This window comes from uncultured Shewanella sp. (assembly GCF_947497935.1).
Classification (GTDB): domain Bacteria; phylum Pseudomonadota; class Gammaproteobacteria; order Enterobacterales; family Shewanellaceae; genus Shewanella.
Map to the genome: position 1 here is coordinate 41,406 of NZ_CANMIO010000010.1, position 16,842 is coordinate 58,247.

A 16,842-nucleotide genomic window follows, 5' to 3' on the forward strand; every position below is an offset into this window, starting at 1 on the left:
AAATCCCTATACCGCACCACTGGCTCATTCAATGCTGTATGTAAAAAAGGGAACAACAAAGCGACGCCTGTTATTCCCTATGCTAACCAAGGTTAGCTCCTGTTACGTGCGTAATGCTTAAGTAGTCCTGGCACATCTAAAATCAGTGCGATTCCACCATCCGAAGTAATGGTGGCACCCGCCATGCCTGGTGTACCATGAAGCAATGTTCCTAGCGGTTTAATCACCACTTCTTCTTGGCCTATAAGTGAATCTACCACAAAGCCAATCTGCATCGTCCCCAATTGAACGATAACAACATGCCCATGCTGTTTATCACCATGTTTAAAGCTCAATTGCTTGCGAGATAGCCATTGCTCTAAATAGAATAATGGTACTGCTTTATCACGGACAATCACCGTCAATTGGCCATCTACCACGTTGGTCTTGGTTAAGTCTAAATGGAAAATCTCATTAACACTCGACAGCGGCAGAGCAAACACTTGCTCGGCAACTTCAACCATCAAGGTCGGCATAATCGCTAAGGTCAACGGCACCTTAATCTCAAGGCGCGTACCCTTACCCAGTTGTGAGTCGATATGAACCGAACCGTTTAACTGAGTAATACGGGTTTTCACCACATCCATGCCAACACCACGGCCTGAAATATCAGAGATTTCAACTTTAGTTGAGAAGCCTGGTGCAAAAATAAGGTTGTAGGCTTCTTCATCACTCATACGCGCGGCGGCATCTTCGTCCAACACGCCACGACTGATTGCGATCCCTTTAAGCTTGTCTGGATCCATACCAGCACCATCATCCTCAATCTTAAGCAGGATGTGATCGCCTTCTTGACTAGCTGATAACGTAATTGTGCCCGTACGTGTTTTACCACTCGCTTCACGTGCATCTGGCATTTCAATACCATGATCGACCGAGTTCCTCACTAAGTGAACTAGAGGATCGGCCAACGCTTCGACAAGATTCTTATCTAGATCGGTATCTTCACCGATCATAACAAGGTCAATTTCTTTGTTTAAACTACGGGCTAAATCGCGAACAACGCGAGGGAAGCGACCGAACACTTTCTTAATGGGCTGCATGCGCGTTTTCATCACTGCGCCTTGAAGATCGGCTGTGACTAGGTCAAGGTTAGCTAATGCCTTTGACATGTCTTCATCTTCACGTGCTACGCCTAGACTGAGTAAACGATTGCGCACTAATACTAGCTCACCGACCATATTCATGATCTGATCGAGTCTTGAGGTATCTACCCGAACTGTGGTTTCTGCTTGGGGTGCGTTATTTCCAGCCGCTTTTGGCGCAACTTTTGCCGCTGCAGGTTTCAGTTCTGGCTTAGGTTCAGGTTGACTTACGGCTTTAACTTCAGCATTAACAGCAGGCATCTGCTGCGATGTCGTTATCGCTTGCACCACTGGCTGAGATTGATTGACTACCGCCGACTCAGAGGCTGCGTCACTGGTATCGCTCACATTAGCTGATTTTCCTGGGCCAGTGCCTGAGCCATGCAATTCATCCAGCAAACGTTCAAACTCATCATCTGTTATTTCATCAGAATCGACTTGTGAGCCACTTGGTTCGATAACCGCCGGCGCTGCCGATTCAACCTTAAACTGACCAGATCCATGTAACTCATCGAGTAAAGATTCAAACTCATCATCGGTAATATCATCTGATGCTGGTTGTGAGGCTTGTGAGAGAGAAGAGGTCGACTCTACAGGCTTGCCAGGCCCCTTACCCGAACCATGCAGTGCATCGAGCAGGGCTTCAAATTCGATATCATCGATATCGTCAATGCTACCGCTAGTTGCAGCGGCCTGTTCTATCACTGGAGGCGCTTGTTCAACAATAGGCTCTTGAACGCTGACGGTAGGCTCTACAACAGACGGAGTGGCAGTTTGTGCCATTTCAGATGGCAGTAACTCACCAGCACTTAAGGTTTTAAGCTGAGCTAATAGTGTTGGCTCAGCGGGAGATTGAGGCTGCCCAGCTTGCGTTTCAGCAAACATTGAGTTGATAGAGTCGACCGCTTGTAAAATGACATCCATCAAATTAGCAGAAACTTCACGCTTCCCAGTACGCAACAGATCGAAGGTGTTCTCTGCTTCATGGCAGACATCTACCATGGGCGATAAACCTAAGAAACCTGCACCGCCTTTAACCGTATGGAAACCTCTAAATATCGCATTTAGCAATTCGGTATCGTCCGGGTTATTTTCTAACGAAACGAGTTGTTCTTGTAGAAGCTCTAATATCTCACCAGCTTCAATCAAAAAGTCCTGCAGTATCTCTTCATCAACATCAAAGGACATTCTTTGACTCCCTTAAAAACCTAAACTCGAAAGCAGATCGTCAACTTCATCTTGACCCGTCACCACGTCCTGGCGGTGCTCTGCGTTCATAATAGGACCTTCAGCTTCAACATTTAGCTTTGGCTTTGCTTCGACAGTATCAATAGGTTGCTCACCAAATGCTGTCAACATGGACACTAAGCTGTTTTCGACTTCTCTGACGAGATCGATCACTCGACGGATCATCTGGCCGGTTAAGTCTTGAAAGTCTTGCGCCAATAGAATTTGATTTAGAAGCTCTTTGACTCGGCTTGCATCCGACTCACTTCTTTCAACAAACTGGTGGATATCATGGCATAAGGCTTTAAATTCTGTCAGTGGCAACTCACGACGCATCAGCTTATCCCATGCAGGTTTTATTGCTTGAATATTGTCGTTTAGCTCACTCGCTAGAGGTAAGCACTCTTCCACTGCATCCATGGTTTTATTTGCCGCTTGCTCTGTCATATCAATAACATAAGTCAAACGTTCTTTTGCATCTGGGATCTCAGTGTTCGCTAATTCAACAAGACGACTGTCAAATTGAAAATCAGCAATAGCACTATGAAGTTGACGAGTTAAACGACCGACTTCATCAAAAAGATCTTTTTGAATGGGTGCGGCGATCTCTCTTACCAATTCATCTGCTTTTTCTTGCTCACCCTGTCTGAGAAATGTTACCAGACTCTCTGCTTGCTCAAGAGTAATAAGCTCTGACAATTGTTGCTGCATAGCTCATCCCTGCTTAGCCGAGTCTTTCAAAAATTTTATCTAACTTCTCTTTAAGGGTGGCGGCGGTAAATGGCTTAACTACGTAGCCGTTTACGCCAGCTTGTGCTGCGGTAATGATCTGCTCACGCTTAGCTTCGGCAGTCACCATCAACACAGGAAGGTGCTTGAGGTTATCATCGGCACGAATAGCCTTTAATAGATCGATCCCCTGCATTCCTGGCATGTTCCAGTCGGTTACAACGAAATCAAAATCGCCTTTTTGTAGCATAGGTAGGGCTGTAGAGCCGTCATCTGCTTCTTGGGTATTATTAAACCCCAAGTCGCGTAACAAGTTCTTAATGATCCGTCTCATTGTTGAAAAATCGTCAACAACAAGAATCTTCATATTCTTGTCCAAGGTTTCCTCCGCGGAGCGCGCGATAAATGCGCGTGTAATGTGCTATCAGTGATTATGATTTTATTCTTGTGTCCAATGCTTGAGCTTACCTTTGAGTCTGAGCATCGCCTGACTATGGATCTGGCTGACTCTAGACTCACTGACCTCAAGAATGGCCCCAATCTCTTTTAAATTTAATGCTTCATCGTAATAAAGCGACAAGACCAGCGCATCTCTTTCTGGTAATAACTTAATCGCTGCGACGAGCGCTGAATGGAACTCGACTTCAGCAAGTGATTCATAAGCATCGTCTTCGTGACCGTCTTCAGGATTTATTCCATCAACAGCTACGCCTAAATCTTCTATACCTACCACTTTGCCGACCGAAACATCGTTTAAAATGGTATGGTATTCTTCAAGTGAAACCTCGAGTCGCTCGGCGATCTCGCCATCACGAGCATCACGGCCTAACTCCTGCTCAAGTTCATCTATGACCTGAGCCACGCGGCGCTGATTTCTATGTACCGAACGGGGTACCCAGTCGCCTCGCCTAATTTCATCTAACATTGAACCCCGAATTCGAATACCGGCAAAGGTTTCGAACTTGGCGCCCTTACTACCATCAAAGTTTGATGACGCTTCGAGTAGCCCCATCATGCCTGCCTGCAACAAGTCATCTAACTGAACTGATGCAGGTAAACGAGCCAAAAGATGATGGGCTATTCTTTTTACAAGCGGTGCATACTGTTCAACGATAGACGTCTTGTTATCAAAACGAGTATACGCAGCCGCTTTATTCACCCGATTTATCCTCTTGATAATCAGGACGTTGCACTAGACGTTCAACGAAAAATTCTAAATGACCACCCGGTTGAGATGGCACAGGCCAGCTCATGATTTTATTCGCTAACCCCTGGTAAGCAATCGCTGCAGGCGACTTAGGAAATGCCTCAACAATCAACTTTTGCTTACGCACCGATTTACGTAAATTCTCATCAAATGGCACAGTGGCTACGAGCTCTAGTGCTACATCGAGGAATCTGTCCGTCACCTTGCTTAATTTAGCGAACAACTCCATGCCTTCACGTAAGCTACGTACCATATTAGCCACAATCTTAAAGCGGAACACACCGTGCTCACGACTCAAGATCTTAATCAACGCATAAGCATCGGTAATTGAGGTCGGCTCATCACATACCACAATTAGCACGTCTTGTGACGCACGCGAAAAACTCAGAACCATATCTGAAATTCCCGCTGCCGTATCGACAATCAAGATATCAAATTGGGTTCTCATTTCGCTAAACGCACGAATAAGACCGGCATGCTGAGCTTGAGTCAGTTCAACCATAGCCTGAGTACCCGAAGTGGCTGGAATAATACCAATACCTTTCGGTCCTCGCAGGATCACATCATCTAATTCGGCATCTCCCGACAAAACATGAGATAAATTTCGCTCTGCGCGTAAACCTAACATCACATCGACGTTCGCTAAACCTAAATCGGCGTCTAAAACCAGTACACGTTTACCCTTTTCGGCTAACGCGACAGCGGTGTTAATTGACACGCTGGTTTTACCAACGCCACCTTTACCACCTGATACGGCGATCACTTTTACTTTTTCATTATTTGGCTGATTCATCATACGTAAACCGCTTGCTTGATCCGGAGTCATGGCTTCACTCAAATGCATAGGTCATCTCTTGCGACCTTTCACTATTATGTAATGGTTCTATAGGTTTGTTATCTAATGCTGTTAATGCGCGATTGGCTAACGATAATGTATCTGCCACCTGCATATCTTCAGGAACTCTTTGTCCGTCCGTTACATAACTTAAAGGCAACCCGCTTTGAATCAAGACACTTAACGCTGGCGCTAAAGAAATTGATTCATCTAATTTTGTCAGTACTGCACCCGAAAGTGGAATACGTGTAAACTGTTTTACAGCATCTTCTAATACACGGCGTTGCCCTGTTGCAGACATTACCAGATAACTGCGTATGGGTAATCTGCTATTTGCGGCTAAGCTATCGAGTTGCTGGAATAAACGCTGATCTCTTTGCCCCATACCTGCCGTATCAATTAGAACCAACTTACGGTTCCTGAACTGGTAGAGTATTTGTTCTAACTCATTAAAATCATGAGCCTGTTTTACGGGGCACCCCATTATCTTGCCATAAGTTGCTAATTGCTCAAAGGCTCCAATGCGATAATGGTCCGTTGTAATGAGAGCAACTTGATCTGAGCCATGATAAGCGGCAAAACGCGCTGCTAATTTAGCCACAGTGGTTGTCTTACCGACACCCGTTGGGCCAACAAACGCCACCACTCCACCTTGACGCACGATATCATCACCTTGGTTGTCTAGCATATTAGCTAAACTACGTGGCAAAGAGGCGACTAATTCCGCTGGAGAGTAATGCTCACTAAGGCTCGATAACTTCTTGGCAATCGCTGGCGAAAACTCTGCGTCTAGCAATTTGCTCTCAAGCATTGCACCGACGGGGTCGACGCGATTTTTCTGTTCGACCATCAAGCTACTCACTTGATGCGTTAATAAATTTCGAATTGATGCTAATTCTTCTTTCATCGCATCAATTTCAGCACTGTTGTTTTGCTTATGACCATTGAAACTGTCTGGAGCACGGTTTGGCGTAAACTCTGCTTTAACGGGTTCCGGTTTTTTCACCTGCGCCTGCAGCCCTTTGGCCCATTCAGGCATATCAAGCTCGTCACTGTTTCTAGGCTGAGTTTGCTGACTGATACGACTCTGCTGACGCTCTAGCAACGCTTGTAGTGAATCGGGAGCTGGCGTGGGATTCGCACGACTTTCAGCCCTTACATTTGGCCCCTTACCACCCGACTGCGCACCTAAGGTTACTCTCTCTTCTGCAAGATCGGTGAACATGCCAGCTGACGGCTTAGCCTCTGCAATCTTTGGCTTAGGATCGTCATAGTCAACCGCAGCAACAATCTCAATGCCACCAGTCACTTTCTTGTTCGACATGATCACGGCATCAGACCCCAAGGTTTCTTTAACTTGGGCTAAGGCCGAGCGCATATCTTTTGCTAAAAATCTTTTAATCTTCAATTATCCGACCTCTACTGACCCACTGCCGAGACGATGCGTATCTGCTTCTCGTCGGGGACTTCCTGATATGAAATCACCCGTAAATTAGGGATCGTATGCTTAACGAATCGCGACAAGGTTGAGCGTAACATGCCTGATGTCAGTAAAATCGCGGGTTGCCCCACCATTTCTTGACGCTGTGTGGCGTCCACTAATGACTTCTGCATGCGCTCTGCAAGGCTTGGTTCGATATTCGGACCATCTGCTCCCGTCGCCTGCATAGACTGATGCAACATTTGTTCCAACTCTGGCGCCAAAGTTATGACGGGAATTTCAAGCTCAGGCCCGCTGATTTCCTGCACTATCATACGTTTTAGGGCGATACGAACGGCAGCGGTTAACACCTCAGTGTCACTACTCTTAGGACCATACTCAAGTAAAGTTTGAACTATGGTCTTCATGTCTCGAATTGACACGCCTTCATTAAGCAGGTTCTGCATCACCTTCACGACCGTACCCAGCGGCATGACATCGGGAATAAAGCCATCGACCAACTTAGGGGAATGCTTGCCTAACATCTCAAGTAACTGCTGTACCTCTTCATAGCCTAGTAACTTGGCAGCATTATTGGTCAGTAGCTGACTGATGTGAGTGGCCACTACCGTGGAAGCATCCACAACGGTATAACCTAAAGTCTGTGCGTGCTCACGCATCTCAGGGGCAATCCACACCGCATCTAAGCCAAAAGCAGGATCTTTGGTTTCGATACCATCTAATTTTCCATAAACTTGGCCGGGGTTAATCGCAAGTTCACAGTCATGACGAATTTCAGCCTCTCCCGAAGCTACACCCATAAGAGAGATCCGATAGGCATTGGGGGATAAGTCTAAGTTGTCACGAATATGCACCGCTGGCACTAAGAAACCTAGCTCTTGAGATAACTTCTTACGTACGCCTTTAATGCGGCCAAGTAGCTCACCGCCTTGGCCTTTATCTACAAGTGGAATTAATCGATAGCCAACTTCTAGGCCAATGGTGTCAACATGCTGCACATCGTCCCAACTTAACTCTTTAGGCTGAGCGTCGCGAGGCTCAGCAGGGCCGCTCTTAGCAAGCTCAAGAGCGCGTTCTCTATCTGTGTCTTTCTTTTTCTTAATTAAGTATGCCGCAGCGCCCGCTATCACAGCACATGATAAGAACACAAAATGTGGCATACCAGGCACAAGACCCATCACTAACATTACAGCCGAAGCAATGGCTAGAGACTTAGGGCTGTCAAACATCTGCCCCATTACCATCTCGCCCATATCGCCAGATTCATTTTGGCGCGTGACCATCAAGGCTGCCGCAATCGATAATAGAAGACCAGGGATCTGCGCCACTAGGCCGTCACCAATCGTCAGTAGGGTATAGATCTCAACCGCTGATGAGAAATCTAAACCGTGTTGCGCCATACCGATAATAAAGCCACCAACAATGTTGATAACCAAAATTAGAATGCCCGCTATCGCATCACCCTTCACAAACTTTGACGCACCGTCCATGGCACCATAGAAGTCGGCTTCACGAGTCACTTCGGCGCGCCGAGCTCTAGCTTCTTCTTGGGAGAGTAACCCAGCATTTAAGTCGGCATCGATTGCCATCTGCTTACCTGGCATGGCGTCTAGGGTGAAGCGAGCACTCACCTCAGATATTCGCCCAGCACCCTTAGTCACAACAGCAAAGTTAATGATAATAAGGATTAAAAACACCACCAGACCCACGGCGTAATTGCCGCCAATCACTACAGAGCCAAACGCTTCAATTACCTTACCAGCCGCATCACCACCGTTGTGACCTTCTAGTAGCACCACACGGGTAGAGGCGACGTTTAGGGCAAGTCTGAGTAAGGTTGCGACCAGTAAGACCGTCGGGAAAGCGGCAAAATCAAGCGGGCGGTCGCTATAGATGGCAACCAGAAGCACCACCAGTGCCAATGCGATATTGAATGTAAAAAGGATATCGAGCAGGAACGCTGGCATAGGTAAAATAATCATAGCCAGTGCGGCTAAGACTAATAACGGCGTACCAATACCTTTTAAATGTGCAGGCTTTATCTGTTTTAACTGGCCTAGACTTGCTTTAAGTTCCATTCACCCTGAGTCCGATCTTTGACGTCTAGCGTCAATACAGCAAATACTGTACCAATTATTTTTATTGATATGTTAAGGACTATAACCTGAAAGCGGACAACAAAGAATATTTGGCGATTCAAATGTTGCATTTTTAGGCATAGATAACAATTTACAATACACTGATAAGCGACACCGCATCTGGATAACTTAAATCAGGATGTCAAAAGGTCACTCATAGCTGGTAACCAGTTAATGCTGGATTGTTATTAATGCTGGATTGTTATTAATGCTTTAGATCCTCAGGGATAGGCTGCTTAGTAGGAATAGGATTAGGCCTGCGGCCTTTGCCTTTTTGGTATTGGCGTAATTGGAATACGTAGGCAAGCACCTGAGCGACAGCAGTAAACAAGCCTTCTGGGATCTCTTGGTCTATTTTGGTGGTATGGTAAATGGCACGAGCAAGCGGCGGCGCAGAGACAATTGCCACGTCATGTTCACGAGCGATCTCGCGAATTTTAAAGGCGACCTCATCTACGCCTTTCGCTACCACAAAAGGCGCAGTTGAGCGACCCGCGTCATATTTTACCGCTACGGCATAATGCTCCGGGTTAACCACTATCACATCGGCATTGGGCACTTCACCCATCATTCGCCTTTGTGCCATTTCACGCTGCAACTGACGAATACGTCCCTTTACCTCAGGCTTACCCTCGGTATCTTTATATTCATCTTTGACTTCCTGTTTGGTCATCTTTAGCTGTTTAGCGTGATTCCAGATCTGAAACGGCACATCTATCATCACAATCAGAAAGGTCGACGCGCAGAGCAATATAAAAATCCACACAATTAAGTCCAGTGCATGATAAATATTGCCTGGCAGGTGCTCTTGGGACAGCAACAGGATGTCGTTGAGATAAACATTCAATAACAGGTAGGCAGTAATCGCCACGACAGAAAACTTGGCGATACCCTTGGTCAATTCAACTAGAGCCTGAACACCAAACATCCGCTTAAACCCGGCGACGGGGCTCATTTTACTGGCCTTTGGCATAAAAGCACTCACGGAGAAGGAGATCCCGCCAAGAGCTATGTTACCTGCAAAGGCGATTAGTGCTAGAAATAGAATAAAACCCAGTAAAGGAAAAGCTAACTCGCTGCCCACCATCCCCCAAACATTCATCATCTGGTTAGTATCAAAGATCTCGTCCCGACTTAGGGTATACATATTGCTCATGATGTTATGCATGGCCTGAGCAATATTAGGACCCGTCATTAACAGGCCGACCGAGGCCGCAATGAGCACAGCAGAGGTACCTAGGTCCTTAGAGCGTGCAACCTGCCCTTTGTCTTTGGCCTGTTGCAACTTCCTGGAGGTTGCTTCCTCTGTTTTTTCTTGACTACTATCGTTTTCAGCCATTTATGGCCGCCCTCCTAGCGCGGGAGGTAACGAGTCGCTCTCTATTAACGAGACTGAATACACCGCCATTAGTTAAGCCCACCATCGACGCTACATTGCAGTTCAAGTGCATTACACAACAGGATTTGGGTTTCACGCCATACCTCGTCGAAGTGAGACATGATTGGCGATAGGGTTAGCCATAAAATAAATAAACCCGCAACCATGGTGACCGGAAAACCAATAGCAAAAATATTTAACTGAGGTGACGCACGAGTCATCACACCAAAGGAGAGGTTAATCGTCAATAGCGCCACAATCGCAGAAAGTGACATTGTTAAGGCTGCGCCAAACATATAACCCACGAACTCGGTAAATAAGCGATAACTTGCTAGGCTTAGCCCCTGCATCGATACAGGGATCGACTCGAAACTGGCAATAACCATTTTAATCAACAGAAGGTGACCATCTACCGCTAAGAAAATTACTGTGGTTAATAGCAAGAAAAAGTTACCCACGACTGGGGTCTGCTGGCCAGAGCTAGGATCGACCATTGACGCAAAACCTAGACTGGTTTGCATGCCGATGATTTGACCAGTAAGGACAAAGGTTTGCATCAATAACAAAGTCGCAAAGCCCATGGCGACACCGATAATGATCTGCTGAGCGGTAACAAATGCGGCGCTTAAGGAGAATAAATCGATGTTTGGCATGGCAGGTAAAACTGGCGCTACAGCAGCGGTGACCGTAACCGACAGCAACAGTCTCACCCGAGTCGGAGTCGTGGTTGCACCAAAGACCGCCATCACCATAAACATGCTAGAAATTCGGGTTAAAGGCCACAGATAACCGGCAATGCCATTCATGATGGTATCGAGTAAGATCTCCATTTAGATCAGTCTGCTAGCGGCGAGGAAACGACTCATCGTTAAGCTATCACCCGCAAGCACATCATTTTCGACACAGGGAAGTGTAAATCCATGTTAAAAAGCTCCAGCAATTAGTTCACCTATGACTAAAAATAATTAGCCAATGACTTGAGGGATCATGTCGACCATCTGCACGAAGAAGTCCATCATCATCTGGATCAAAAGGTGGCCCATCAACATCAGTGCTAACAAGGTAGTAAGCAAGCGTGGAAGAAAGCTCAAGGTTTGCTCGTTGATAGAGGTCGCAGCCTGAAACACTGCCACCACGAGACCTATGATAAGACCTGGCACAATAATCATCGACACGATAATGACGATAACAGCCAATGCTTCTCGAAAGATATCAACTAGCGATTCAGGACTCATGGCTTACCTATAATCCAAAACTGTTGGCTAATGTGCCCATCACTAGGCTCCAACCATCGACTAATACAAATAGCATGATCTTAAACGGCAATGACACAATCATCGGCGATAACATCATCATACCCATGGCCATCAAGATACTGGCTACCACCAAATCTAGCACCAAAAATGGCACAAACAACATAAAACCAATCTGGAAAGCGGTTTTAAGCTCGCTGGTGATGAATGCCGGAATGATGACTGTCATGGGTGCATCTTCTGGTTCATTGATATTTTGATAGCCAGAGATTTCGATAAAGGTATCGAGATCGGTTAAGCGCGTCTGCGCCAGCATAAAGTCTTTAAGCGGCCCCTGCCCCTTAGTAAATGCATCCTGCAGTGGCATGCCTTGCTCGATATAGGGCTGTACAGCTTGATCGTAAATTTTGTCAAATACCGGCGACATAATAAAAAATGTCATAAACATGCTGATGCCGATTAACACCTGATTAGAAGGTGTTTGCTGCAAGCCAATTGCTTGGCGCAGAATCGATAACACCACAATAATTCGGGTAAACGAGGTTAACATGATGACCATAGCTGGGATGAAGCTTAATGCTGTCATCAACAGCAAGATCTGCATGGTGACGGAATATTGGGTCGAACCATCCGCGCCGGTCGACACTGTCACTGCTGGCAAAATGCCATTTTCAGCAAAGGCTGCTGGCGCAGTTAATGACAGAGTCAAACCGACAATAACTAAAATCCATTTCATCATTGTGATGTCTTCATTGTGACGTCTTGGCTTGACGTAGGCGGCTAGCAAAGGACTCAGTCGACACCTCGACAGGTGTCGATAACTTATCGACTAGGCTGATCTGCTGAGATGTTACGCCCAGCAGGTATTGTTGACCATCGACTTCAATTAGCACCAGCTTCTCTTTCTGGCCTAATGGGGTCACGGCAATCGTCTTTAACACCCCTTGGCTGCTTGGCACTAAATTAAAGCGCCTAACAAGGTAAGCGAGAAAGAAAATTAATAACAACACGACGATCAAACCGCCAACCATACTCGAAAGCGTGGCTATGCTCGTTGGTGAAGCAGGCGCTTCAGCTTGAGCAGCTACAGCACTGGCATTGGCTAAAACCAATTGAAAACTCATCTAACGTCCTCTGACATAACCTTGTTATTACTTAAGCTTTTTGATGCGCTCAGTTTGGCTGATCACATCCGTTAGACGAATACCAAATTTATCATTCACCACGACCACTTCACCGTGAGCAATCAAGGTACCGTTAACCATCACATCTAATGGCTCACCCGCAACGCGGTCAAGCTCCACCACTGAGCCTTGGTTTAACTGCAATAAGTTACGAATATTGATAAAGCTACGACCCACTTCCATAGAGATGGTGACCGGAATATCCATAATTGCATCTAACTTTGATGCTTCCTCTTCAGTCAGAGGGGATCCGTCACTGCTAAACTCATCTAATTCAACCGCTTTGGCTTCTTCAATTGCTTGCTCTGCCATTGCTGCAGCCCAATCATCACCGCTATCTGTACTCATTTACTCTTCACCTTATATCTCAGAACGTTCACGAGCACGGCCCTTATGGGTCACGAGCTGCAACTCTGTCTTAACCGTTTCAGGTCGTGGAATTTTTTCGCAAATTTTTAATGCTAGGTTATCTTTGGCTTTACCCATCTTACAACGGTAAGTGGGTAAGTCTTCAACCTTCAAGATAATGTGTTCAGGAAGCTCTACAGGAATAACATCTCCCGCTTTAAATTCGAGTACTTCCCTTAAAGTTAACTTGTGCTCGACTATCGTGGCATCGATCCCCACATCCACATCCATGATCTCATCACGCAGTGCCTGAGACCAACGCATGTCGGTATCTTGGGTATCACTCTGTACACCCGCATCAAGCAGTTCACGGATAGGCTCAATCATGGAATACGGCATGGTAATATGGAAATCACCGCCACCACCATCGACTTCGATATGGAATGAGCTCACCACAACCACTTCTGTTGGGCTAACAATATTAGCCATGGCTGGGTTAACTTCAGAATCCAGATAGTCGAACTGAACTTCCATCACTGGCGCCCAGGCTTCTTTATAGTCTTCGAAAATAATCTTTAATAACAGCTGCACAATACGACGTTCAGTCGGGGTAAATTCACGCCCCTCGATCTTGGCATGAAAACGACCATCACCACCGAAGAAGTTATCCACCAAGATAAAAACTAGGCGCGCTTCCATGGTAATTAATGCCGTGCCTTTAAGTGGACTAAAGCGCACCATGTTCAAGCTGGTCGGTACAAACAGAGTATGTACGTACTCACCAAACTTAAGCATCTGAACGCCATTAATTGACACTTCAGCGGCGCGGCGCATCATATTAAACATGCTGATCCGCAAGTGGCGAGCAAAACGCTCATTGACGATCTCAAGCGTTGGCATACGACCACGTACGATTCTGTCTTGGGACGAGAAATCATAGGAACGGGCGTCTAGCTCGTTGTCGTCAATAATGTCTTCATCAACATCATCGACTCCGTGGAGCAGCGCATCAATTTCGTCTTGGCTTAATAAATCACTCACGATATCGCCTTTATTTAAAAATAATCGCTTTTATTGAAGCAAATAACCCTTAGTAACACTTAAGGGCGTTATTGCATCACAAAGCCGGTAAACAACACTTTTTCCACCACAGTACGGCCTGTTACTGGCTGCAGGGTGTTTTGCACATTACGCAGCGCTAACTGACGTAATTCGTCTTTGCCCGCCGGTGAACTTAACTTTTGAACATCCGATCCACTAAAAGTGGTCAACAACGCATCTTCAATAAGCGGGATATGTTTTCGAATCAGAGTATCGTCATCGTTACCACGTACCATCAACTGTACTTTTATCTCGACTAAGCGGGTACGACCGTTATCAGAGAGGTTAAAAAGGAAAGGCCTTGGCATCGCCGCATAATAGGCTTCCCCAGTTCTAGCCGCTTGCTCTGTAACGGGCCCTTCAGCGGTACTCCCTGACTCAGAAGTTTCGTCTGTTCCCAATAACAACCAGGTTGTGAGTGCAATGACAATCAGTAGTACCACGCCGCCCACACCGAATATAATCAGTTTCTTTTTACTTTTTGGTTTGACGCCGTCTTCTAGCTCTAAAGCCGCTTCTTCTGCCATGTGTCTTCCCTAGTTAGAGTGCTAAATAAGCTCAGCACTCTTTATCAATATTCCGGTGCACTTTATTCTGTGCACTATAGGTTACCTGCTTATGCATAATAATCTATACCTGAAGCCGAACTTGTTGATAGATTTGACCTTGTTAGCATCTCTTCTGCCGAAATTTCATCCGTTTCAGCCCCAGTTCTGCCATTACCAGCGCCAGAGCCCTGCTCACCTTGGCCGGTTCCACCGTCACCTTGAGATACTTGCCCGTCGGTAAGCTGCATACCTTGTTCGGCTAACATTTCACGTAATCTTGGCATCGCTTGCTCAACGAGCTCGCGAGTTTGATGCTGACTCACCTGAAATTGCACCTGTGTGGTATCACCTTGAACCTGGATCCGCACCATCATCTGGCCTAACTCAGGTGGGTCTAAGCGAATTTCGGCCTGCTGAATGCCGTTACTGACCATGGTTATTAGCTGCTGATTCATAACAGGTGAGAAACGCTGGATCATCTGCTGCATTTGCGGCGTCTGTTCACTAGCTTGTTTTAGCGACAAATTGAACTGAGGCAAGTCCGGGCGATTTGTTGCCGATTGTTGCTGTAGAGCTTGACTCTGCATACCCGCAAAGGATTTCAGCTCAGAATTGCCTTCTTCACTCACACCCGCGAGGTTTGCCTCGAGTCCGGCTTGAACTGCCGTGGTACGAACCGATAGCTCTGCGCCCTTTAGCTGCTCTACCGAGGTCGCTGTGCTACTGGTTATAGTAGTTGTATTGGCGGAATTCGCGCTTTCGCCATTTAGAGCAGATTTTGCTGGTTCACTGCCCCCATCATTCGCCGCTACTTGCCCTGAAACCTCTTTACCGAAAATGTCGCGCCCAGTATTAGTGCCCTTTACATCAGTGGTATTAAGCCCCTTAGCATCAGTCGCTGCGTTACCCACAAGGGTTTTATCGGCTGTCGATGCGATCTCATCTTTGGTCACGTTAGCACTCGTTGCAGCTGAGTTCAGCTGTAGCGAAGATATCGCAGCAAACTCTGGCTTTAAAGCACCATTAGCATCAAGCATTTGCCCTTGCTGCAGCAGAGTTTTAAGTTCTGAAGATGAGAGCTGACTCAGCTCTTGCTCAGATAGGCCTGTTTGTTGGCTAAGTGTAAGCAGCGCTTCATCAGACAGCTCGCTAGCGGTTAAATCATCACTATTCAATTCTTGTTCAATAGACTCAGTTCCTATCGACTCAGGAGATAACGGCAAATTTTCGCCGTTAACGGCAAGCTGTGAGTCACCGCCAAAATTGTTAGCTAAATGAATCTGTGCAAACACCTGACTGACATCGTCTGAACCTTCATCATCAGAGCTTTGGGGAGCAGAACTTTGAACAGTCTGCTCTTGATCTTGATTAGCGCCTAAGGAGTCGGTGTTTCCTTTCTCTTGACTGTCGGCTAACTCGCCTTTATTAGACGCCTGCTCACTAGTCGATTGAGCTTCTGTAGTTTGCTTGGCATTTAACTCAGCCTGTTTATCACGAGCCTGACTCGCCGCCTTTTCTAGTGCGGCAGAAAAACTATCCCCTTCGGGATTAGTCTTAGGTTCAGTGGACTGACTCTGACGATCAGCAACCTTTCTATTCGAGTCAGGGCTACTGAGTAAAACATTGGTCACCTGCTGCATTCCATCTCCATTCACTCATCAATAAACACTCGGCAACCCAACCGAATGTCAAAATACCGCTAAATTTGGCCAATCAAGAATAAATAAAGCAATAATGATGCCAAAAGTAGTCGTATTTAAAACCTTGGGTTCTAGCAAGGAAGGGGCTTGATAATCTATGGGGATAATTAAAAGAGGTTAAAAATTAAGTTGTTAAATTAGTTTAAGGTTCAAGTAAATAACCGATTATCGCTGCCTTTTACGATAAAACTGCTGTGAGGCAAACTCGTCAACCATCTTCTGCTCGGCACGTAATTCCGCCAGTTGTGCCTTTTGCGCTTTATTGGCTAAGAGCAACTCGACCGCTTTACGCTTCTGCTGCTTCTCTTGCCAATGCACTTGCCTGTGCTGACGTTGATTATCGGCATCTTGCACCGCATTGACCTGCTGTACAATCGCCGCATCGATTTGGCGCACAAATTGATGAAACTGATGATAGTGGCTGGCGCTAATCGTTTGTCCCTGCTGTTGCTCCATCTGCTTCATATAATCGAGGCGATAGTTTTGCAGGGCCTCTAACTGGTTTTGCCGTCTTTGCAACTCAAGCTGCGCTGAACGAAGTTGTAACGACGCCTGCTCTTCTGCGTCTTCGGCAAGCTTTAGCACCATCAATAAGGGCTCGGTTCTAGCCATGATTCGCGATCTCGTTA

Annotated in this window: 17 protein-coding genes; all 17 read right to left on the minus strand. The window is 46.3% G+C overall.

What is annotated here, in order from left to right; translation table 11 throughout:
* Window positions 1–92: 92 nt before the first annotated feature.
* The 17 genes from Q1A86_RS12855 to fliJ all read right to left on the minus strand — a co-directional run bounded on the left by Q1A86_RS12855 (window position 93) and on the right by fliJ (window position 16,825).
* Window positions 93–2,312: a chemotaxis protein CheA gene (locus tag Q1A86_RS12855; RefSeq protein WP_299807150.1), complete on the minus strand. Its 2,220-nt coding sequence runs from the start codon at window positions 2,310–2,312 to the stop codon at window positions 93–95.
* A gap of 12 nt (window positions 2,313–2,324) precedes the next feature.
* The gene (locus tag Q1A86_RS12860; protein WP_299807152.1) at window positions 2,325–3,062 is read right to left on the minus strand and encodes a protein phosphatase CheZ; all 738 of its coding nucleotides are present in this window, start codon (window positions 3,060–3,062) and stop codon (window positions 2,325–2,327) included.
* Window positions 3,063–3,075: 13 nt separating this feature from the next.
* Complete coding sequence (cheY, locus tag Q1A86_RS12865; RefSeq protein WP_220760167.1) at window positions 3,076–3,459, minus strand: chemotaxis response regulator CheY; 384 nt, start codon at window positions 3,457–3,459, stop codon at window positions 3,076–3,078.
* A gap of 60 nt (window positions 3,460–3,519) precedes the next feature.
* Window positions 3,520–4,239: an RNA polymerase sigma factor FliA gene (locus tag Q1A86_RS12870; RefSeq protein WP_299807155.1), complete on the minus strand. Its 720-nt coding sequence runs from the start codon at window positions 4,237–4,239 to the stop codon at window positions 3,520–3,522.
* Window positions 4,232–5,113 carry a MinD/ParA family protein gene (locus Q1A86_RS12875; RefSeq protein WP_012154630.1) on the minus strand — a complete coding sequence of 294 codons (882 nt, stop codon included), beginning with the start codon at window positions 5,111–5,113 and terminating at the stop codon, window positions 4,232–4,234. Before Q1A86_RS12875 ends, Q1A86_RS12870 begins: the two co-directional genes overlap by 8 nt.
* A gap of 4 nt (window positions 5,114–5,117) precedes the next feature.
* Window positions 5,118–6,530: a flagellar biosynthesis protein FlhF gene (gene flhF, locus Q1A86_RS12880; RefSeq protein ID WP_299807157.1), complete on the minus strand. Its 1,413-nt coding sequence runs from the start codon at window positions 6,528–6,530 to the stop codon at window positions 5,118–5,120.
* An 11-nt stretch (window positions 6,531–6,541) separates the two neighbouring features.
* Window positions 6,542–8,641 carry a flagellar biosynthesis protein FlhA gene (flhA, locus tag Q1A86_RS12885; RefSeq protein ID WP_299807159.1) on the minus strand — a complete coding sequence of 700 codons (2,100 nt, stop codon included), beginning with the start codon at window positions 8,639–8,641 and terminating at the stop codon, window positions 6,542–6,544.
* 265 nt (window positions 8,642–8,906) lie between these two features.
* Window positions 8,907–10,040 (minus strand): flagellar biosynthesis protein FlhB, encoded by a 1,134-nt coding sequence (flhB, locus tag Q1A86_RS12890; protein WP_299807161.1) that lies wholly within the window; start codon window positions 10,038–10,040, stop codon window positions 8,907–8,909.
* Between the two features lie 68 nt (window positions 10,041–10,108).
* Window positions 10,109–10,909: a flagellar biosynthetic protein FliR gene (gene fliR / locus Q1A86_RS12895; RefSeq protein WP_299807163.1), complete on the minus strand. Its 801-nt coding sequence runs from the start codon at window positions 10,907–10,909 to the stop codon at window positions 10,109–10,111.
* Between the two features lie 135 nt (window positions 10,910–11,044).
* Entirely contained in the window at window positions 11,045–11,314 is a 270-nt protein-coding gene (fliQ, locus tag Q1A86_RS12900; protein WP_299807165.1) for a flagellar biosynthesis protein FliQ, read from the minus strand.
* Window positions 11,315–11,321: 7 nt separating this feature from the next.
* Entirely contained in the window at window positions 11,322–12,071 is a 750-nt protein-coding gene (fliP, locus tag Q1A86_RS12905; RefSeq protein WP_299807167.1) for a flagellar type III secretion system pore protein FliP, read from the minus strand.
* Window positions 12,072–12,081: 10 nt separating this feature from the next.
* Window positions 12,082–12,456 carry a flagellar biosynthetic protein FliO gene (gene fliO / locus Q1A86_RS12910; RefSeq protein WP_299807169.1) on the minus strand — a complete coding sequence of 125 codons (375 nt, stop codon included), beginning with the start codon at window positions 12,454–12,456 and terminating at the stop codon, window positions 12,082–12,084.
* A 27-nt stretch (window positions 12,457–12,483) separates the two neighbouring features.
* The gene (gene fliN / locus Q1A86_RS12915; protein ID WP_299807171.1) at window positions 12,484–12,864 is read right to left on the minus strand and encodes a flagellar motor switch protein FliN; all 381 of its coding nucleotides are present in this window, start codon (window positions 12,862–12,864) and stop codon (window positions 12,484–12,486) included.
* Between the two features lie 12 nt (window positions 12,865–12,876).
* On the minus strand, window positions 12,877–13,905 hold the full coding sequence (fliM, locus tag Q1A86_RS12920; protein ID WP_299807173.1) for a flagellar motor switch protein FliM: 1,029 nt from the start codon (window positions 13,903–13,905) through the stop codon (window positions 12,877–12,879).
* A gap of 68 nt (window positions 13,906–13,973) precedes the next feature.
* Window positions 13,974–14,492, minus strand: coding sequence for a flagellar basal body-associated protein FliL (gene fliL, locus Q1A86_RS12925; RefSeq protein ID WP_299807175.1), 519 nt, complete (start codon window positions 14,490–14,492; stop codon window positions 13,974–13,976).
* A gap of 89 nt (window positions 14,493–14,581) precedes the next feature.
* Window positions 14,582–16,153 carry a flagellar hook-length control protein FliK gene (locus tag Q1A86_RS12930; protein ID WP_299807177.1) on the minus strand — a complete coding sequence of 524 codons (1,572 nt, stop codon included), beginning with the start codon at window positions 16,151–16,153 and terminating at the stop codon, window positions 14,582–14,584.
* A 225-nt stretch (window positions 16,154–16,378) separates the two neighbouring features.
* Entirely contained in the window at window positions 16,379–16,825 is a 447-nt protein-coding gene (fliJ, locus tag Q1A86_RS12935) for a flagellar export protein FliJ (RefSeq protein WP_299807179.1), read from the minus strand.
* Window positions 16,826–16,842: the final 17 nt, after the last annotated feature.